The organism is Ottowia thiooxydans DSM 14619, assembly GCF_000422885.1.
GTDB classification, from domain to species: domain Bacteria; phylum Pseudomonadota; class Gammaproteobacteria; order Burkholderiales; family Burkholderiaceae_C; genus Ottowia; species Ottowia thiooxydans.
Genome location: NZ_AUGX01000009.1, coordinates 48,158 through 67,887, shown reverse-complemented (window position 1 = coordinate 67,887; position 19,730 = coordinate 48,158). Strand labels below are relative to the sequence as shown.

The window sequence follows — 19,730 nt, the reverse complement described above, 5'->3', positions numbered from 1 at the left end:
AAGGACTGTTTTTTTCCTGGTCAATTGCTTCGATGTAGCTCGATCGGGAGCACGGTGCCCCGAAACACTACGTTGACCTCAACCTTAACCTGGGCCTCGGCATTTTCAATCAGTAGTTTGGTATCACCCAGGTCTTTGGAGTTGACCTTGCGTGTGGCAAGACCCAACCGGGCCAGCCGTCCGGCAATGGCATCGAGTTCCTCGCTAATGGCTTTCAAGGCCTGCTCGCGAGCAGTTTGCCAGGGCGTGTAGACCACATCGATATCGACTGACAAGCGCGGCATGTCCTGCACGAACAGGTTGATAGCTGTGCCTCCCTTCATCGCGAAGATGTCGTTGTCAAACACATCGGGCGCGACCGTCAGCAGCAAGCGGACTGTATCGGCGTATGCTTTATCCATAAGGTTTCAGGCTCAGCAGGTTGCCATCTTTCATGCGGGTGATCCATCGTTTGTCGCCGCCGACAGGCAGCGTATATAGCTTTTGCAGTGCGTCTACATCGACCACATTGGTTTCGCGTGCCCAGGTCAGGAACAGTCGAACGGCTTTGATGCTGGTACAGGATTGCAACAGCTCACTCAGAACGTCTTTGCGCAGGTTGCGAAGACCATCGAACAGATTCCGCGCCTCCTCCAACCCCTGATGCGTACCAACGTCGTAAAGCAGCTCAAGGACAGCTCGCTCGGGGACTGAGACGCGCAATCCATCAGTCACGCCGGGCGGTGTCGTCAAACTTTTGCTGCCAAGCGTGCCATCCAGCCAGTTGAACAACTTGGCGGACACATAACGCGATGGGAATTGGGAAGTGAACCACACCGGCAGCACAAAGCGCACGTCACCCCACAGCACCAGCGCTTCGCGTGCCACGAGGTTGTGGCGCACGCCCTGAAGCGCCAGTGCGCTCCTGCCTGCCACATGCAAGCCGGTGACACGCGTTTGCAGGAATTTGATCGCGCCATGCGCGCTCAAGGTGTCACCGGCAAACACATAGACCCCTTGGCCCAACCGGTTCAGCCAACCGCTTTCAGCGTAGTGGGCAGCCAGTTGGCCAGACACACCAATACGCTCCAGAGTGGCCAGATCGAACGGCATCCCGCGCGGCAGACTGGTCTGGAGCTTCTTGATTAGAGCGTGTCGTGGAGTTCTATTCATGTACTAAAAATATCACATTTTCCAATCAGAACCAAGGAGAAAGATTGAATATCAACTTATTTCTATATCCTTGTTTTATTTTTCACTCATTATTCAATCAAATCATCACACCACACCACCCGGGATCAGTATGCTCACTCCTGCACGTCGGGAGATGGTGAGTTTGATGAGCCGCAGGTGTGGTCAGTCACCAGCCTACCCTTCGTTCCCACCAAGCCATCGCAATGGAGCACCAGGCAATGGCCGCATGGTCCACGTGCGAAAGATCAATCGCTAGCGTCTGCGCACCAGCAAAATTAACGCGTCACAGAGAACTCCCGCAGAGGCTCTCGAAAGCTGCATCTTCAGGAATCAGGGACTCCGCATCCCGAAAAAACGAATGGACACATGACAAGTGCCATTCATAGACTGCGCTCGATCGGAGTAAACCGTGTAAGTGCGCACTGCGCCGATTCCCCATAAAAAAATTCTGGAGACATATCGTGAACGTAGTTCGTCTGCTCAAACATCTCTTCGCAGCCAGCGTTTTGCTTTCAAGCGCCTCCCTGGCTTTGGCTCAGACCTTTCCAGACCGGCCGATCAAGCTGGTCTTGCCTTTCCCACCGGGCAGCGCCACTGACGGCGTATCTCGTTTCATTGCTGACGAGCTGCGCAAAAGCCTTGGACAAACGTTTGTAATCGACAATCGTACGGGCGCCGACGGCATCATCGCAGCGCAGGCTGTCAAGGCTGCGCCGCCGGATGGCTATACGCTGATGGTGAGCACCAACTCCGCTCACGGCTCCAATCCCGCGTTGTACAACACGCTCCCCTACGACCCAGAAAAGGATTTTGAACCCGTTGCTGGCGTTATCAAGATCCCCCAGATGCTGGTGGTGCGCAAGGATTTTCCATCCAATGATGTCGACAGCTTTATCAAGTTGGCCAAGGAACGTGGCGCTGCTGGCAAGCCTCTGTCGCTGGGCACCGGGAATACATCGAGTCGAATCGCGGCGGAATTGCTGAAAACTGCGGGCAGTCTGGAACTAACGATTGCCCCCTACCGTGGCATGCCGCAGGTCATGACAGATCTGGTCGGTGGGCAAATCGATTTCACGTTTTCAGACCCGTTCGCGGCAGCGGGGTTCATCAACGGCGGGCAGGTCAAGGCGCTGGGTGTGACCGATGCGACGCGGGTGCAGTTGTTACCCAGCATTCCCACCATGACCGAGGCTGGCTATCAAAACGTTGCGCTCGTGAGTTTTGTTGCAGTGTTCGCGCCAGCCAAAACTGATCCGGCGATCGTGAAACGACTGAATGCAGAGATCAACAAGATCATCGCCAGCCCGCAAGGCAAGGAATACATTCAAAAGATGGGCGCTACACCGATGGAATTGAGCCCAGATCAACTGCGCAGCTTTGTCTCATCCGAAATCAAGCGGTATGGCCAACTGATCAGTGCCGCTGGCATACCGAAAAAATGAGGAAGTCGCCTCAATGTCAGAGGCGATGGATTTCGTGTTGCCAGACTAAGGGTTCCCTTACGGCAACATAACCCTTTGCACCAGGCGGCATATCAATCCAGAACCAGGATCGTCATTTCGCCCGGGTTGGGGCCGGTGACTGAATTACCGCCTATGTCCACGTCCGTGTTACCGCCGTTGCGCAAGGTACGCAGGTCAATGGTGTGCGTGCCAGCCGGGAGATTGATCAAGGTGTTGATGGCCACGGTGTTGATGCCGTTTGATGAACTTCCATTGACGGTGGTGAACCGATTCCAGCCACCATCGGGCAAGTAGTTGCCGTTGACGTAGATGACCAGATCGACGTGAGAATAGACGCCCGTCGTCGCTGAAGTGTTGCGGGTGCCGATGTTGGCCCAGACCACCACATCGGCGCTGTTGCTGAGGGTGAAGGTTTGTGTCAGGCCTGGCTGCACGGTCGGCGTTACAGTGTTGACGGCGAGGCGGGCAGCCGTGCCGCGGACGTGGTAGCGAGTCACGCCAGAAGAACCCGTAGGGCCTGCTGGGCCCGTCGCCCCTGTAGCACCTGTAGCCCCTGAAACACCTGCAGCCCCTGGAACACCCGCAGGCCCGGAAACACCTACAGACCCCGAAGCACCGGCAGGCCCCGAAGCACCTACAGGCCCTGAAACACCGGTTGATCCGGTCGCCCCGGTTGGCCCAGTTGGCCCCGCTGACCCGGCAAGCCCAGTCGAGCCAGCAGGCCCAGCCGAGCCCGTGGCACCAGCAGGCCCTTCGGCCCCGGTCGGTGGCAGTTGGCATTGTCCCAAAGTGCCGCTGGCGTCGCGACAGACGAAGTCTGTGTGAGTGGGCGCTCCGGGCAATCCTGGCAGTTGCACCGTGTTGCCAGGCGCGACTTTCAGCGCCGTTGTTCCCGGCGCGGAGTTGATGACCACGCCACCGCCTGGCGCTGGCGTGATGGTGACATCTGCGGCCGCCGCAGACAGCGCAGACAGCGCCGCTGTGGCAAGCAGAGCACGGCGGAAACACGGCGGAAAAATCATACTGCAAGCCCCGTTCATAAAAGACTCTTACGCAGACCCGAACGCGACAGGAAAGCAGCCGCAGAGCCAAGCTCGATCGGTCGCCAAGTCACTGTGCTCATCATTGATTGCCACCACTTCGAAATGGCGACCATCGTCCTGAATAGGCCAAGCGGACCATCACTGTAGAACCAGGATCGTCAATTCACCGGGGTTGACCTCGGCCGCTGAATTGCCGCCTATGTCCACGGACGTGCTACCGCCAGAACGCGCGGTACGCAGTTCAATGGTGTGCGTTCCAGCCGGCAAACCGATCAACGTGTTGAGGGCCACTGTGTTGAAGACGTTTGTTGAAGTTCCATTGACGATGCCGAACCGACTCCATCCGCCAGCCGACAGGGGGCTGCCGTTCAGGTGGATGATCGCGTCCACGTAAGCCCAAGCGCCCGTCGTTACCGCAGTGGAGCGGGCACCTATGGTGGCCCAAATCGCCACGTTGGCGCTGTTGCTGAGAGTGAATGTTTGGGTCATGCTCGGCTGCAGGGTCGCAACCGTACTGGTGACGCCGGGGCGACCAGCCGAGCCGCGGACATGGTAGCGAAGCACCCCGCTAGAACCGGAGGTGCCTGCCGGGCCCGTCGCACCGGTCGGCCCCGTTGCACCGGCTGTGCCTATCGCACCGGCTGTGCCTGTCGCACCGGCTGGCCCTGTCGCACCGGCCGGCCCCGTCGCACCGGCTGGCCCCGTCGCACCGGCTGACCCTGTCGCACCGGCCGGCCCTGCCGCACCGGCTGGCCCAGTTGGGCCCGTAGGCCCGACAGACCCCGTGGGGCCTGTTGGTCCGTCCGGGCCCGTGGCACCAGCAGGCCCGACGGCCCCGCTCGGTGGCGCCTGGCAGGCTCCTAAAATGCCACTGGCGTCGCGACAGACGAAGTCGGTGTAGATAGGCGCCCCAGGCAATCCTGGGAGTTGTACCGTGTTGTCAGGCGCGACTTTCAGCGCAGCCGTTCCCGGCGCAGAGTTGATGGTCACGCCACCGCCTGACGCTGGCGTGATGGTGACGTCTGCGGCAGCTGCGGGCAGCGCAGACAGCACAGACAAGACCGCCAAGGCAATCAGCGTACGCCCGGTTTGCAACGAAAGAATCATCTCGAACACTCCTTTTGCCATAGTCACCGGACGTCGTCGCGCCGACGCGCGCGCATGCCCAGTCCACCCAGTACCAATGCCAGCAGTGCCAGCGCCGCAGTTCCCAAGCTTGGAACCGGCATAACCGCTAGCGGCGGCCCATACGCAATGGGGCCTAATGCCCCAGTCACGGCGCAGCCAGGCACATCGACGGCCACGCGCCGCACGCTGCCAGGCCCCGCCACCTGACCCTGATTGCTCCACTGCCCGGCCAGTTCGAGAGAGCCGCCGTTCAGTTGCGTCACGCCAGCGGATTCAATCAATACATCGCGAATCTCCGTTGACGTGCCGCCGGCACCCAGCGCGAGCCTGCCAGCCACCTGCAAATCAGTGCAGCCCAGTGTCATACGGCCTTGGGCGAGATCCAGGTTGGCCCCCGCGGGCACCTGGACTTGCGCCAGCGCCATCCCTGAACAAAGCGCCAGCGCCAGAGTCAATGCCGCCCGGACGCCCGAAACGTGTGTCATGAAGGTTTCCTTTTTTCAGAGGACAAGCGGGAGTGGCGCTAGCGGGAAGGCATACGCTCCCCGCAGCAGACTCGACTCCTATCGCATGCTCCGGTTGTTTTCAAAGGATACTTTTGAAAACAAACTTAACAATATGATAGCAAACGTGGTTTTCGTTTTGATCAGTGCTCGAATTTTGAGTACTAAAGAAAGCGATCGGTATTTTTTAGTCCTTCCGATCTCTGAATTAGGACCTGGGTCACGGAATGGCTGCTGACATGGACTACGGCCAGAAGGCCTAGGCAATCTCTGTCGCAATAGTCGATTCGCTTCGTCACATTGAACATGCCGACGCCTTAGCAAATTTTGAACAGCAGCGTGAGGCATGGCATGACCTCAGGTTGCTGAAGTAGCTAGGTGCCCACATGAGCCCGTGAATCTGGACGAAGCCAAAGTCGCTGACGAATGACCTCCTTTAGAGGCAGTTCTACATACCGAAAGACCCAGTAGCTACACAGACACACGGTGACGAGGAAGGCCGCGAGGAATGAAGGGGTTCTGACGATGGCCAAGCGATCGAGATGAGCCGCATCCATTGCAGTCATGGCCGCAATCTGGATGGGCACATGCAGAAGGTACGACGCATAAGAGAGATTGCCGACAGCTCTGCCGGCCCTACCCGCAGAGATGCCGAGGCATTCCAGAGACGTGCATAGCCAAATCAAGCCCGGGAACAACCCGAAATAGACCCAGCGCTCGCTCCACGTACCGCTGAGATACAGCCCATACCCAGCGAACACGCAGACGGCAAGAGAAAGTACAGCGCACCACCATGTGGACAGTCTCCGTGAGAGGCTGGCGTGCAGCTCATGCACTACGCCTCCCAGAATAAAAAGCAGAGCGCATTGACTGAACACATTCGCAGGACTCACGCCTTGGACGACCACCCACGTGAATACAAACCACGCAACGGCCGAGCGCAGATGGATACCAAGGCTTTTCATGTAAACAAAGAAAAGGCCATAGATCACGATCTCTACGGATACCGACCAGATGGGTGCATTAAAAGCCCATCCCTTCTGGAGCCCCCAATGAGACACCATAAAAAGATTCAGTACAAAGTGATAGAGGTCGTTGATTGGGTAGATCTGAAAATAGCCTAGAAGCTTGGCACTCACGAATTGCAACACCGCGACCAACAGCAGGGTCGCCAGATGCAGTGGGTAGAGGCGGCTGAATCGGTTGACCGCAAAGTCCCGCAGGCTCAGTTGCTCACGCCCCTTGTAGGCGTGAAAGAACACGAAGCCCGACAGGATCCAGAAAAACTGCACACCGTGCCCGCCATAGTCATAGAGCCAGCGCAGAGTGGAGTAGAAGGGTTGAACACTGCGATCCTCTAGATGCGTGCCAGCCTGTGGATAGAAGAAATGTTGGTAGTGCCACACCAAGACCGCTAACGCTGCAATGCCGCGCAAGAAGTCCACATTGGAGATGGATGTGCGACGAATGTGTGTAGTCAGATGGCCTCCCTTCCGGTTTCATTACAACTCAAGAATGAGGCTGCTGGAATTCGCCGGTGACTGGGTTTGCCGTAAATGCTTTGGCATTGGCACTCAGCCATTGTTTAGCAGGGACTTGGATTCGTTGAATGGCTGCTTTGCAGCGCTTGAGTGATGGGCCGCTCTGGACCAAAGCGATCATTAAGTCAGGCCTGGAACCAAGCAACCTGTTGACCTCAGATACAGCGACGCCCCAGAACCCTAGTCTGAATATAGATCTGCTCCCACTTGGCCTGCATAGCTTCGTTCAGACGTGCACCGGTACTCAGCAGGAACAGAAGGATGTAATCGAACATGCTCGTCCACCGCCTTCTCACTGAAGGAGTGCAGGAGGCCTTCGAAATCAACGAAGACCACAGGAGCGAAACGGAAACCGATCGCCCCTGGCGAGAGCATTCAAGCGGTCAGGAAGCGAGTGACTTCGGCCCAATCGTTAGTCGAGAGGGCGACGTCCTCGAAGTCGCCAGCTTCCTCGTCGTAGCACGAAACGCAGAAGCGCTGACTCCTGCCGGATCCGCGGTCGGCATAGTTGGCGTAGTCGACATACACTTTCAAACCGCGCTCCGCGTTCTCGAATGACGGAGCGGCATCGATGTAGCTAGATGAGTCGACATATCCTTCGGGTATGGTCGGCAAGGTTGTGATGTCGAAGTCGGGAAATTCGCGACGCAGTCGTTCAAGGCGCATAAGGGAAACGTGTGGGGGCTGAAGGCCAGGGATTTTACGTCTCTCAGTGTCGTCATTCGCCACGATGTCCCCGGAAATAGAGTTTGAACTAGAAAAATGCAACCGTCTCTTTCGACGTGCTGCATGAGTACGTGAAGTCGCTTCGAACTAGAAACCAGAGACTTCACAAAAATATTCGTGCCTCACTCCGAGGAGATTTGCTTGAAGAGCGTTCGCATTCGTCAGGGCTCGCATTCCGTGGTTCGAGCCCTGCAGTTTTAAGCGCCTCATACGGAGCCAAAAAAAAACGAGAGCACAAGCATCTCGTTTTTTCGCTTTGCGAGGCCTAGTTGCAGGCCGCTTCAGGTGCCGTTAGGTACCGTCAAGTTGTCCTTAAGCGAATTCGCCGCTTTTCACCTGGAAGCCATGGGCAATAGCATCACGGGTTGTCTCACGCACTTCAGCACGAGTGACATCGCCGTGTACAGAAGTGTCGACTGCGAACGCGTTGTAGGCATCCGTAGCAGGTGGGGTGGCAATGGCTTGCTGACGCACGGCTTCGCGGGTCAGTGTGCTGACACCGGCGGCTTCGTTCAGAAACAGGGGGCCTTCGCCAGATGCGGGTTGCGCTGCAAAAGCGTTACCAGAGAGCACCACAGCGAACAGAGAAGCGAGGGCGATGTTTTTAACTTGCATGATCTTTTCCTTTGAATTGAATTGGTCCAGCGGGACTGCCCATCAGGCGGTCTCCTCTTCAATGAATCCGCTTTATTTCTCGGACTCATCGCGGAGGAGGCTTTTGGTTTGGAAGGCTGGTGGCCGGCTCCGTAAGACGTAGTTTGCTCCGACAAGAGAGTGTTTAAAACCACCAGATCAGAACAAGACTTTCTCCAATTCAGAAACAATGATCGATTGATGCCTGGTTAGTGCCAGCACCCAACTTCTCTGAGCCAAGGACCCGGATCGCATGCTTCAGCGGGAAGATGACCGCCTGAGGTGGGTAGCTCAAACGAGCCACTCAGCGGTCTGTGCTTAACCGCATCAATCCTGATTCACTCCGTGCCCCGCACGGGCGCGAATCTCCCCAACTTGGGACGCAGAGCTAAATCTCGAAAAGTGGAGAACACAACCACGTCCAGTCGTCCTTGGTCACCTAGGCATTCTTGACGCAAGACGGCTTCGAGCAGGAACGTGTAGTTGTGCGTCAAGCTGAGAAGCATTCGCCGATTCGTCACAAGCACGTTACCAGTGATTTTCTGAATTGGAAAGCGCTCGAAATAACTGTCCGTCAACGGTGTGATGGTGTCCACCATCACACGCGACGCGGCAACTTCACCGGAATGGATTCCTAGAGCTAGATGTGCCTGCCGCGCAGGCTCGTTGACCAGAACAGTGTAGAAGCCGATAAGTTCGGAGTTCGTTCGTTTGAATATGCCAATGAACTGGTTGAAGTTGCGGTCGAAACTGGCCAGCAGCGCTCGTGCACTTGGCACGCTGAATGCAAAGCGCGGAAGGTTCATGCTTCCCACCAACTGCGGGGAGTTCAGCAAGCGAACCAGAGTCTCGTTGACGTCCTTGGCAGCAAGCGTGCGCAGTTGATACTCTGCGGTGTCGACCAGCGTGCTGCCGCGTGAATTTGTTTCGGGCAACAGAGCGCTGGTTTGAGAATTGGCCCAGGAACTGAAGAAGCGTTGACCTGAACTTCTTGCATGACTGTTCAACCACAATGTTCCAGATTCGGGCCGCATACCTTCCCCATCCACAGCGGAGACGATGAACACGTCTTCGTTGCGTTGCAGCGCAGGTTGCCACTCCTGACGCAACCGGCCTTCAAGAAAGAACCGCTTGTTCAATCGAAACAACGGCCATATTCGCCGAATCGCTCCTGCAAACAGATGAACCGATAGTTTTTGCGCCCCTGCAGACAGCAGAGTTTCCGTCAGCTGCATAAAGGTGTGCTGCAGCAGCCAGAGACCAGGTGCCTGAGGGGCAGAGGCGTATGCAATGCGCGTCACATGATGCTGGGCATGATCACTGCAAATGTACATCGCCTGCAACCGACCGGCCACATACACGCCCCACACCTCTACTCCTGGACGTGTCAGGAGTGTGGGCACTTGATTGGCCTCTGCCAGGGGCACAGCCGTATTCAGGCTGGCCAGGGATTCGGGGCCTACCCATGACCAGTCAGCTGGAGCGTCCGGGGCCTGCAGACGGGCAAGTTTCGGTAAGGCTTGGTCCTCTGGTCCTGTAGATGCAATGGAATCATTCATGGACGTTACGGACATGGTCTAAGGTAATCTGCCGCGCCATCTTTCCGGAGCTGGTCAGCTTCACTGTTCGGGGCGGGACCAGCCGAATCTCGGCAGCGTCCCTGCTGGCTTCGAATGCAGCTTTTCTTGCGGTCACCGTCCACTGCTCTCGCTGTTCTACGTCCTGCAATGGACACTCGACCAGAACAACCAGCCCGGTAGATGAAGACTGCTGTGGAATTTCCTGGTAGGCCAACACCGTGCCATGGGACAGGTGCAAAGCGGAGCGCACCGCGTCCTCTATGGCCTCCGCGTGCACATTACGCCCACGCAAGACCAGCAGCGATTGCAGTCTGCCAGTCACAACCAGTTCGCCTGCAGTAGAAAGATAGCCCAGATCGTCAGTCAGAAACCATTCGTCTGGCTGTACGGGCGAGAGGTGCCCGTTTTGCCAGTATCCAGTCATCAATGCGAGGCCTCGAATCTGGATACGGCCGGCCTGCAGTGGAGGCAACACTGCGCCGGTTTCATCGACAACTCGAACCTCCCATCCGGTCAAGGGTTTTCCGCTCGCAAGATGGCCCTGCTTGTCTGTACTGACCGGTCCCATACTTACGGCAAGCGTGGCCTCGGCCAGACCATAGGAAGGCCGAAACTGCCCAACAGTGAAGCCACCGGCTCCAAACCGCTCAGCAAACCGATTCAGGTCTTGCATCCGCACAACGTCGCCTCCGACGCCTGCCACGCGCAGGTTCAAGCGAATATGCTGAGCCTCGTCAAGAGGCGTTTTCTCTGCGGCAAGACCCCAGGCAAAACTGGGAGCAAAGCAGATAGTGCTTTGCAGTTCCGCCATGAGCCTGGGCCAAAGTTGCGGCCTGCGTGCAAAGACCTGTGGAGGGAGCAAGTCCAGCGGCACAGCGCCCATGATGGGCGCGAGCAGAAAACCCACCAAGCCCATGTCGTGGTAGAGCGGCAGCCAGGAAAATGCGCGGTCACCGGGTTGGATGCAGAGGCCCGCGTGCAGAATGCCGTTGAGGTTATGGCAAATCGCACGTTGCGATATTTCTATGCCTTTAGGAGCGCTGGTGGTGCCAGAAGAAAACTGGATGTAGGCGCCTTCGTCGGCTTGAAGGGGCAGCAAATTCACAGTCTCATCGGCGGCTGGCAAAGAGCCCGTTGTCATCAACGACAGGCCCTTGATTTCTGGTTCCGCGAAACGTTCGAAATGGCTCTGCAGAGAAGCATGCGTGTCATCGAGCAGCAGTGCCTTGGCCTGCACGGCTGACAACATGCGCCTGACGCGTTGGACGTAAGGTCCTATACCCAGCGCCACTGTAGGGGATGGTATTGGGCACGGTAGCAGGCCAGCCCACTGGCAGGCCATGAAGTTGACTATGAATGACAGGTGGGTGTGGGCTATCAGGCCGATCACTGGAGGGATCGAACCCGTCCGGGCCACACAACGCAATTGGGTTGCCCGTGCCCGCGCCTGTACAAATAGCTCCAGGTAGCTTGCCTCAGCCGCCAATGCGCCCTTGCCGTCAAAGAGGCGCAAACCCGCCTGGCTGGTCGCAGCGTGCTCCAGCGCCTCAGCCAGGCTGTGAATCGGCGGGCGCACTAAGGCTGCTTCAGTCAATGGCATGCGACACAGAGGCTGAGGCCGTGATTTTGAGCTGGTGCCTTTCAAACAACTGGACCCAGCGCCTGAGACTGGCCAGATGCAGAGCGACGGCATCTGTCCAGCCTAGACGGAACCAGCGCTCCAGGTCAGAGGTCGCCAAACTGCGAAACCTCGATCCGCTCACACTCCTGAACGTGCGGGTTCTATGAGTGGTGCCATCGGGCGTACGGATATCTGCGTGCATATCCTCTAGCAGGCCGCTTTGCGCCAGAGCCAGGCCCAAGGCGGAAGCCTCTTTCAGCGCAGCCTCATGCGCACCCAGTCGCTGCGTAATCGAAGAGAGTGTTGGCGAGGGTTTGCCATCAAACGTAAACAGAGGCTGCGCAGCCTCATCCTCTTCCAGGGGAACCAGGCGCGTGTCTGCCAAATCCACCATCACTATAGTGCGCGTGGCATCTGAGGCATCAACGCCCAAGGAGAATGGCAAGAGCTTAAGGGCGGTGGGTGGCTGGTGATGCGCAGGCCATTGGAAGGAGGCATCCAGGAAATCGTTTTTTCCTTGCTGCGTGCCAAGCACGGCCAGTGGCATCGGCACTGGTCCCGTTGAAAAAACGATGGGGTGCCAGCCTGCCATGTCTGCGAATTCAGACAAGGCAATGGGAACGGCATCGCGCGTCTTGCAAAAAGCCCAATCGCTGACAGAACGCAGCCCAAGGCCTAAATGCTGATCGGCGGAAAGAGGCTGAAGGTGCGAAGTCATGAATGAGGCAACAACGGATGAATGTGAACGCGATGACCGCCGAGCCTGACCATGAGCGAGCACCACTGCATGTCCAACGGCTGTTCCAGAGGTTCGTTGGCAGTTGGCAGGACTTGAGCTTGCAACAGCAATTCCTGCAACAACGTGCGCATTTCTGTCATGGCAAGAAGCCGCCCTCCGCATACCCTCTCCCCCATGCCAAAGGCGGTCCCGGAGCTGCGCTCCGCGCGACCGGGCCCAGCTCGGGATGTGGAGAGATCGAGCTGCCATGGATGCTCTCGCGATGATGGCAGTGTTTGCAAGCCGACCAGGGATACGAGGGCCACGTCACCAGGCGACACCTGCCCGGCACTCAGACGGTCAGTGGCCAACGCGTATCGGGCGAGAATGGGATTGGCGGGAAACAGCCGCATGGTTTCGCCAAGGAAGTCTTCCATCAACGTAGATGCAGCCCCTTCGGTACGCGCTTCACCACGCAGCTGATCCTGCACGTCAGGATGCTGTGCCAGCAGGTGGCAAGCCCAGCCGAAGGTACTGGCACTGGTCTCTGAGCCAGTTGCCAACAGCGTGATCAGCTCCTGCTCCAGCACAAAGCGGTCAGCCTGATGACGGCTGGAAGCCTCGGCAGCCAACATCTCCTTGATGACAGGCTTGGAGGCATATTCGGCGCTGCGGAACACCCGCAGGTCTTGCATGAGCTGCGCCTTCGCCGCATTCAAAAGGCTCAGGTGCTGTCGCCGCGCATCACCAGTCAGGCCCCCGGCCGGCACAAAAGCGTACTGCGCGCTAAGCTCCAACAGGTGAAAGAGATGTTGTGGGTCAATACCTGTCTGGCGAAAGTCGATGTCAAAAAGCACTTCCGAGAGGACCTGCAGGGTCATGGTGCGCAACAGGTGATCGGGCAACGGGCCTATAGCAGTCTGCCCGATCAATTGGGGCAACGCCTCGCGCAATGCCCTGCGTGAGGCGTCAACCGTTTTATCCACGTCGTAGTGGTTGAGGTGCGGCTGCGTCAACTGTCGGCGAAAGGTCCACGCTTCATGGTTCTCGGACATGCGCGAAGGTCCAAGGGTCTGGCGCATCCAGGCCATATGCTTGGGCCAATTGTCCGCATTGGCCTTGAGGATCACATGGGCGTCTTGGGGGTTCTGCACCACCCAGATCCTGCGGCCGCTGTGGTGGTCCAGCAGCGTCTCGCCTGGCCGCGTTCGGGCGAGACGATACAGTTCATTGCAGATATCGGACGGATCCATCCGCGAAAGTGCCGATGTCAGTTCGTTATGTTCAAGGACTGACCATCCAGAATCTTGGCCACGTCACGGACGGTTCTGAGTTGCAGCAGATCCATCACGTCAACTCTCGTTCCAGTGGCATTCTCGATCTCGATCACGATACCCTCAAACATAAGACTGTCCACGCCGCGCAGATCGCCCACGTCCGCATCGTCGTCAATTTGCTCGACTGGAATCAGCAAGCAATGGGAGAGAAGCATCTTGGCGCGCAGCAGGCTGGTGGTCATGATCAAAGGGTAATAAGCAGTATTCCGGCGCCCATGTGCATGGAAGCGGCGTCTGGAATGAGACCTCAGCCTCGGCGTGTACGAGAGGGTCGCCTCAGAGCAGCGAAACCAGCCAGCAACGCGCCCAACAGGCCCAGGCCCCCCCCATGAATGGTAGGGACGGCGGTTGGTGGTTTCGGTTGCGTAATGGGAGGTTCAACAACGGGTCTGTCGAGTACCACCTTGAAGTCAATGGCGTTCGTGGGACTGGTCTGGGAAAAAACCCCTGAAACGCCCGGTGGCACCAAATTGGTGAGGGTTGAAGGGTCCGACACTTTGGCCACGGGGAGTGGCGAGGTTTTGATGAGAATGGGGCTGTTAACTATGTTGAAGCCCGCGTGATTCACTGGCGTAAGGGTCACCTGCGAGCCAGGCACGATGTTCGGGACGGACACCTGTACGGTGGTGGCTCCGGCAGGAATGGTGACGGTGACGGTCTGCGGACTTGTGTATGCGGGCTGCTGATAGCCGCCTGTGACCGGGTCATAAGCTGTGCCATAGGCTTGCAGTTGTGCTTCTACAGTGAACGTGATCGTGGTGTCGGTCGGTTGTGGCTGGGTCAACTCATACTCGACCGTGGCAGACGTTGTCTTGCCGCTCATGAACAGATTCGTCGTGGCGGGCCCGCTCTCCGTAATAGGGCCGGAACTTAGCAGCGAACCAATTCCGGTTCCACTATAGGGCTGGTCAAAGAACAGAGTGCTGCTGGTTGATCCGGAGTTGTTGGACGGCGAGAACGCCAACTGCCAGCCTGCAGGGTCTTCGTTGGCGAAGATACCGTGTATCCAGCCATCGTGGATACTGGCGTCAATGTTGTATTGAGGACCATTGCCTGAACCTTGGCTGTAGCTCGATGCGGTGCCATCGAGCATGCAGGTGACTGCGCCTCCGGGTGTGTCAGGCGTCACCGTCACAGCGACGCTGGACGGCGCCGCATATATGTTGGCGAAGTGAACAAAGGCTCGTTGGCTGGGAGGGTTATCCAACAGATAGACCGCCATGCCAGGGCCTGGTGGCGCAGTAATGAAGCCGCCCGTGCAGTTAACGATGGTGCCAAACATGGTATTGGCATCGGGCGGTGTCCAATTGAACACCGGCTCCGAAGGTGTGCCTGCCGTTTGCTTGGGGGTAAAGCTAATGTTCCAAGTGGCCGCCCACGCACCCTGTGCGCTCAAGAGACCCACCAACACCAGGGAACGCACCAAGGGGCTGCGAATGCGAAGCGAGGAAGGCAGCGGTCTGTCCATAGAAGCGTTCATGGTGAGATAAAAGAATTGCCAATGCTTCAAAGTGTAAGTAATGAATTGCGCTTACGCAATGTTTTGCTTCATTTATAGATATAAAAAATAACTACTCGGGCTGGTCAAGAAATAAATCAAAGAAATTGTCAATTTAGCAAAGAAATAAGCACCAAAGATCCAAGACCCGACATTCCAATATCACCTGCAAATTTCTCGTATCGCATATGTAAGTCGCTCTGTCGACATTGGGAAACATACGACACACTCCCATGTTTTCTGATTTTTTTGATGCCTAAAGAAAAAGCATGAGATCCGCGATTCTCGGACTCGTACTTTTCGGTTTTATGACGCTGTGGGGAGAGTCAATGAGCAACCGCAGCTCTCTTAAGCGATCCTGTCGAACAAATGAGCGCCGGTTAGTGAGCCCCTGCTCATCACATTTGAACTAAGCGGCTTTTGAGGCCCGCTTAGTCACGCGTAGTTCATTCACAAGTGCTCAGGGCGCTTGACGCCGGACCCGACGCACACCCCAACCGCCCAGCGGGAGGCCCAACGCGATCATCGCCCACTCACTCAGCGTGGGCACGGGAGGTTTAAGGACGAATACCGTGGAAAGTGGTGACTTCAACGCGCGACGTGAAGCCAAGCTTTTCAGCCAGTTGGACTGAAGCCAGATTCTTAGACCAACAATCCCAGTCAGGCGTCAAACCATTGCGGATGCAATGCTCAATGAACGCACGCGCGACAGCCAAGCGAAGCCCTTTGCGCTGATGCTTTTCACTGGTCATGATGTCTATATCGTGATGACCATTCCAAGTAAAGCATGTGTAGCAGATGCCCACGATCTCTGCCTCATACAGCACGCAAAAACCGATGCCATGGCGATGGAAATCGGCAGCCGACCGCCAGTAGCTCCTGCTATATGGCGACACATCCTGGCGAATCTCCTCCATCAAAGATTCGTCGATACGCCTTAGCTCGTAACCTTGAGGAATGACATGAGGTTGGTTCGTGAGCAGAGCAAATGCTGGTGTTGAAAAATCAAAATCAAGCCGACGGCGCTTCCTGATGTGGGGCGGCTCCAAATAGCGGTCAAGAAAAGAGCCCCATTGATCTGGAAACGCATACAAGATGAAGTAGTCCGATCCATGGTACTCAAGAAGCCAACGGCAAACCGCTTCAGCAAAGACCACCTGACTAGCATCCCCGGCTAAGGTACACGCGCCGTTGTTGCACACGAGAGCAGCCGTCGGCTGCGCCTCATCGTCGACGAAGACCCTGCCTTTTCCCCAACCGGCAATCACTGAGTTCGGGATCGTTTGTCCGTAGGGCAAGTCCTGAAACAGGAATCCGACCCGGGAAAAGTCAGACGGAGCCAGTTCGTGCATAGGCATCATGCTAGCGAAGGTCGGCTGTAGATCACGAACATCCAGTTAGCCACCCGAGGAATGCTTTGAGGAGGTCGAGGTAAGCCGAGTGAAAGAGAATTACTTTTGCTTCTGACCTATGAAAAAGTAAGCGCTATCTCTTGAGCGCGCAATGATTTCAATTTCGTTGTCCTTCCTGCCCGAAGAAGTTTGAAACAGAATACCCTTAAAAACTGTCCCCATAGGTGCATAGGGGATGGTGGTGGTTGTAATTAGGCTCATATCAAACACACTCACTCCCGCTTCGCGAGGCATCAAGTCGCCCTCGGCGACTTCACTTCCCTGTATATCTACCAATACTATTTTTGAACCTAAAATGCGCGGAGAAAGCGAATTCGCATACCCTATAGAGGGCGCCGGGTATGGTATCCCTATGGTGAAATCACTACATCTATCGTAAATTTTATTTATATACTCACCAGAAATTTCTGAAAGCGAGATTGGTTGATTGTAAATATCATCATAAACCAAACCATTTAATCCTTCTGGCAGTAGGTTCCATGCATTTTCAGGACCAAATGTCACATCGATTTTGGACCCAGCCGAAACTACTCCAGAGTAAGTCCCATTCTCATAATAATTCCATGTGTCCGTATATTTTCCAGAAACTTTAACCTCATCAATTTTGGCAATACCATTCAACACACTGTGAACACAGACTCCATTCATGCTGACGGCCCCCCAATAGGAGCCATCGCTCAAAATTACCGACTGCAACAAAAAGCCATCACGCCTATACTCCGCTGTGGTGGCGTTGCTCCAGATGCCTTCATCGGCGCGGCGGCTAAGAGCAGGCGGTTCACCATCGCTTCCGCTGTCGCCCCCACCTCCACAGGCTGTCAACGCAAGAGCACAGGCGAGAGCGCCTGCCAGAATCATTGAGCTTTTCATATTTTCTTACTTTTTCTTGAATCTTAGCCAGTCTGATAATCGTCGGCAATCTCACTTACTTTTATACGTTCTTGAATCATTTAACCCATTTACCTCCTGTCATCTTTGTTTAGAATTTTTATCCAGAAAGATGACGATGATCTGAATGTATTGACTGGAATATGCCAGCTCCCCTTATCGCGGTCGATCTGGTTCTACTTGACCTGGTCAGTCGATGTGGACGGCCACTGACACCCGCTTTCTGTCCGTATCAAGTTCATCAAACGTACATAGAGCCAACGCACCAGCTCGGACGCGCCGCAGGGCATGCGCTAGGTCAGCGTGAAGACAACTCGTTCGCCGTTCCGCCAAAATACCGTCGTCAGAAGTTTGGCCTCGAACAGAGCTATAGAAAAAGTCATGCGCAAAGGCAGTATTGCTCAGGCGCTGGGCGTGTCCGCTGCGGACTTGGTGTGGGAAGCAGAATTGGAGTACTTGCGCCAAGGCAAGGACACAAAGTAGACTCGCGTTTGAGATGAGGTCGCCATACCTCGTGGCCTGCAAAGCTAGGCCGCCTCCTTGAGAACAAGCTCGGAAGGCCGTTGATGACAACAAAACCGTCGTCAATCGCGTTCGCATCGCTGTGGCGCGTGCGTTTACCGGACCGACTCATGAGTCAACCTACGCGCCTTCGTAGCTCAAGACATGCCGCATTCATCAAGCAAGGTGGACGTTGCTACTACTGCTCGCTCCCGATGCTGCCATCGAATGACGAACAGGAGCAGGTCAAAGTAAATGCTTCACAGCATCTCTGCACACGACTTCGTTGCACCGCCGAGCATCTGATAGCGAGATCTGAAGGCGGTTCAGACAAACTGAAAAACATCGTGGCGGCACATGCTGAATGCAATCAACGACGCCATCGAATGGACACACCGTTGCAGCCTGATCGGTATCGAAAGCTCGTCCAGACCCAAGTAGCGAACAAATGCTGGCACTCGCAGAAAGCCCTTTCTGTGATGAGCAAGTTGCAAGCGTGCACCCTGAATACTCCACATTAGCGGCAATCCCTAAAATCAGCCTACCTGTCGGGATTGCTGACATCTCTTATTCATCTCAAACGTTAAGCCTGTACAAATGCAAACACTGTTCTTTGGCCTTGAGTTGAAAGACTGGGCGACCATAGTTGCCGCGCTCCTGGGACCGATTCTCGCTGTGCAGGCTCAAAAGGCCGTAGAGTCGCTCCGAGAGAAAAAACGGCGAAAAGCATTTCTATTTGAGCAACTAATGGCTACGAGAGCCGCGCGACTTGCACCTGAGCATGTGCGCGCCCTGAACATGCTTGATCTCGCCTTCTATGGCGAGAGGGTTCTTGGCATTCAGCATAGATCGACAAAGGAGCAACGCGTCCTTGACGCGTGGAAAGAGTATCACGATCACCTAAACAACAAAATCGATGACGCCCAAATTTCTCTTTGGGCGGCACAAGGCGATGAACTCTTTACAAACTTGCTCTACACCGTTGCGCAGGATCTCGGCTTCAAGTTTGACCGGGTTCAACTTAAACGCGGCGCCTATTCACCCATAGCCCACGGCGAGATCGAAACCGAGCAAACAGAACTACGCAAGGCGGCACTGTCGTTGGTCACCGGTAAACATGCTCTCAAGATGAACGTTGTCGCTTTCCCTGTAGATCCAGAGGCCCTAGCGGCTAACAAGGCGGCCATTCAGAATATTGGAAAGGCCCTGGAAACAGGTGTCCTTCAAGTCGAGGTGAAGCCGCAAGAGTAGCTCTGTGGTCCAGCATGGCGAGAGTCTGTGTGATCAGGAAGCTTGGATTGGCTTGGCTTGGCTCGTGTGTCACCGGTTCATAGCAGATGATCTTTGCACCACTTGATGGACCTTCAGATTTAGGTGTCAAATGCACGTGCGTATGCTTCCTCACAGGATGCAGTCACCAACCCTCATTTTCGGCCAGCGACTCCAGCTATCGTATCGAGGTCTTGGCTAAGCAAGGTTTCAATCCGAGCAAGGGCATCATTCGTTTTCTTCGTCTCGGCTAGTTGTGCCTCCGCGAGCTGCTTCATCTCCGTCATATGCAGTTGATAGCTCTTCGCGCCACCATTCTTCATGAAGAAAATCCAAGCGGCCATTATGAAAATCACCGGGCCCCAGGCAATCAAGAACTGAATCATTGGATGTTTAGGTGTGAGTTGAATTGGCGTTGCCTAGGAACGTCTAGGTTCGCGGTACCGATGTTTTGCATTGCAAGGCTACAGGGAATCTATCAAGGCTCTCGTTTTTAAGTGATACAAGGCTTGCACTAGTCACTACAAGACAATTGCTGGCCTTTGGCCAGCAATTGTCTTGTGACACGCATCTGGTGGACCGGTAGGCAAAGCTGTCTCACCTGACCCCAGATACAGCAACGCCCCAGAACCCTTTCGAGCGCTGAGGCGTATTTTTTTGGTGGCCTGGGTCGGAATCGAACCAACGACACGCGGA

General features: G+C 55.8%; 20 protein-coding genes and 1 pseudogene. 3 read left to right on the top strand and 18 right to left on the bottom strand.

The window, feature by feature from the left end:
• Window positions 1–38 precede the first annotated feature (38 nt).
• A pseudogene (locus G518_RS34115) lies at window positions 39–401 on the bottom strand (nucleotidyl transferase AbiEii/AbiGii toxin family protein); the annotation flags it as partial.
• Window positions 394–1,152, bottom strand: a complete 759-nt coding sequence (locus G518_RS0106220) for a type IV toxin-antitoxin system AbiEi family antitoxin (protein ID WP_028601787.1) — start codon at window positions 1,150–1,152, stop codon at window positions 394–396. The gene G518_RS0106220 and the pseudogene G518_RS34115, both read right to left, overlap by 8 nt.
• A 482-nt stretch (window positions 1,153–1,634) precedes the next feature.
• On the opposite strand from G518_RS0106220, the gene G518_RS0106215 reads away from it, so the two are divergent.
• A complete protein-coding gene (locus G518_RS0106215) occupies window positions 1,635–2,615 on the top strand; it encodes a Bug family tripartite tricarboxylate transporter substrate binding protein (protein ID WP_028601786.1) in 981 nt (326 codons plus the stop codon).
• A gap of 92 nt (window positions 2,616–2,707) precedes the next feature.
• On the opposite strand, the gene G518_RS41280 is transcribed toward G518_RS0106215, so the two are convergent.
• From G518_RS41280 to G518_RS0106135, 15 genes are all read right to left on the bottom strand, one after another.
• Window positions 2,708–3,658, bottom strand: coding sequence for a collagen-like protein (locus tag G518_RS41280; RefSeq protein ID WP_051236122.1), 951 nt, complete (start codon window positions 3,656–3,658; stop codon window positions 2,708–2,710).
• 159 nt (window positions 3,659–3,817) lie between these two features.
• The gene (locus tag G518_RS41275) at window positions 3,818–4,786 is read right to left on the bottom strand and encodes a collagen-like protein (protein WP_211231677.1); all 969 of its coding nucleotides are present in this window, start codon (window positions 4,784–4,786) and stop codon (window positions 3,818–3,820) included.
• Between the two features lie 23 nt (window positions 4,787–4,809).
• The gene (locus G518_RS0106200) at window positions 4,810–5,292 is read right to left on the bottom strand and encodes a hypothetical protein (RefSeq protein ID WP_028601785.1); all 483 of its coding nucleotides are present in this window, start codon (window positions 5,290–5,292) and stop codon (window positions 4,810–4,812) included.
• A gap of 392 nt (window positions 5,293–5,684) precedes the next feature.
• Entirely contained in the window at window positions 5,685–6,755 is a 1,071-nt protein-coding gene (locus G518_RS38315) for an acyltransferase family protein (RefSeq protein WP_051236118.1), read from the bottom strand.
• Between the two features lie 471 nt (window positions 6,756–7,226).
• A complete protein-coding gene (locus G518_RS39165; protein ID WP_245597911.1) occupies window positions 7,227–7,466 on the bottom strand; it encodes a hypothetical protein in 240 nt (79 codons plus the stop codon).
• A gap of 423 nt (window positions 7,467–7,889) precedes the next feature.
• Window positions 7,890–8,192, bottom strand: coding sequence for a hypothetical protein (locus tag G518_RS0106175; RefSeq protein WP_028601783.1), 303 nt, complete (start codon window positions 8,190–8,192; stop codon window positions 7,890–7,892).
• Window positions 8,193–8,548: 356 nt separating this feature from the next.
• Window positions 8,549–9,784, bottom strand: a complete 1,236-nt coding sequence (locus tag G518_RS0106170; protein WP_156909298.1) for a GNAT family N-acetyltransferase — start codon at window positions 9,782–9,784, stop codon at window positions 8,549–8,551.
• The gene (locus G518_RS0106165) at window positions 9,762–11,390 is read right to left on the bottom strand and encodes an AMP-binding protein (RefSeq protein ID WP_028601781.1); all 1,629 of its coding nucleotides are present in this window, start codon (window positions 11,388–11,390) and stop codon (window positions 9,762–9,764) included. Before G518_RS0106165 ends, G518_RS0106170 begins: the two co-directional genes overlap by 23 nt.
• Window positions 11,377–12,129: a SapC family protein gene (locus G518_RS0106160; RefSeq protein WP_028601780.1), complete on the bottom strand. Its 753-nt coding sequence runs from the start codon at window positions 12,127–12,129 to the stop codon at window positions 11,377–11,379. The genes G518_RS0106165 and G518_RS0106160 overlap by 14 nt, the downstream gene beginning before the upstream one ends.
• Window positions 12,126–13,382, bottom strand: a complete 1,257-nt coding sequence (locus G518_RS0106155) for a cytochrome P450 (protein WP_028601779.1) — start codon at window positions 13,380–13,382, stop codon at window positions 12,126–12,128. The genes G518_RS0106160 and G518_RS0106155 overlap by 4 nt, the downstream gene beginning before the upstream one ends.
• 17 nt (window positions 13,383–13,399) lie before the next feature.
• Window positions 13,400–13,648 (bottom strand): acyl carrier protein, encoded by a 249-nt coding sequence (locus tag G518_RS0106150; RefSeq protein WP_036593774.1) that lies wholly within the window; start codon window positions 13,646–13,648, stop codon window positions 13,400–13,402.
• 65 nt (window positions 13,649–13,713) lie between these two features.
• Entirely contained in the window at window positions 13,714–14,946 is a 1,233-nt protein-coding gene (locus tag G518_RS0106145; protein WP_156909297.1) for a DUF1735 domain-containing protein, read from the bottom strand.
• A 478-nt stretch (window positions 14,947–15,424) separates the two neighbouring features.
• Window positions 15,425–15,514, bottom strand: a complete 90-nt coding sequence (locus tag G518_RS41510) for an IPTL-CTERM sorting domain-containing protein (protein ID WP_084651516.1) — start codon at window positions 15,512–15,514, stop codon at window positions 15,425–15,427.
• 7 nt (window positions 15,515–15,521) lie between these two features.
• Window positions 15,522–16,316, bottom strand: a complete 795-nt coding sequence (locus tag G518_RS38310) for a GNAT family N-acetyltransferase (RefSeq protein ID WP_169457904.1) — start codon at window positions 16,314–16,316, stop codon at window positions 15,522–15,524.
• 99 nt (window positions 16,317–16,415) lie between these two features.
• Entirely contained in the window at window positions 16,416–17,246 is an 831-nt protein-coding gene (locus G518_RS0106135) for a hypothetical protein (protein WP_156909296.1), read from the bottom strand.
• Window positions 17,247–17,830: 584 nt separating this feature from the next.
• Here G518_RS0106135 and G518_RS41505 point away from each other — a divergent pair.
• Both G518_RS41505 and G518_RS34085 read left to right on the top strand, forming a co-directional pair.
• Window positions 17,831–18,286 (top strand): HNH endonuclease, encoded by a 456-nt coding sequence (locus G518_RS41505; protein WP_084651514.1) that lies wholly within the window; start codon window positions 17,831–17,833, stop codon window positions 18,284–18,286.
• A gap of 76 nt (window positions 18,287–18,362) precedes the next feature.
• On the top strand, window positions 18,363–19,016 hold the full coding sequence (locus G518_RS34085; RefSeq protein WP_051236110.1) for a DUF6680 family protein: 654 nt from the start codon (window positions 18,363–18,365) through the stop codon (window positions 19,014–19,016).
• Between the two features lie 173 nt (window positions 19,017–19,189).
• Here the strand turns inward: G518_RS34085 and G518_RS0106115 are convergent, their stop codons facing one another.
• The gene (locus G518_RS0106115) at window positions 19,190–19,420 is read right to left on the bottom strand and encodes a hypothetical protein (protein WP_028601775.1); all 231 of its coding nucleotides are present in this window, start codon (window positions 19,418–19,420) and stop codon (window positions 19,190–19,192) included.
• Window positions 19,421–19,730 lie beyond the last annotated feature (310 nt).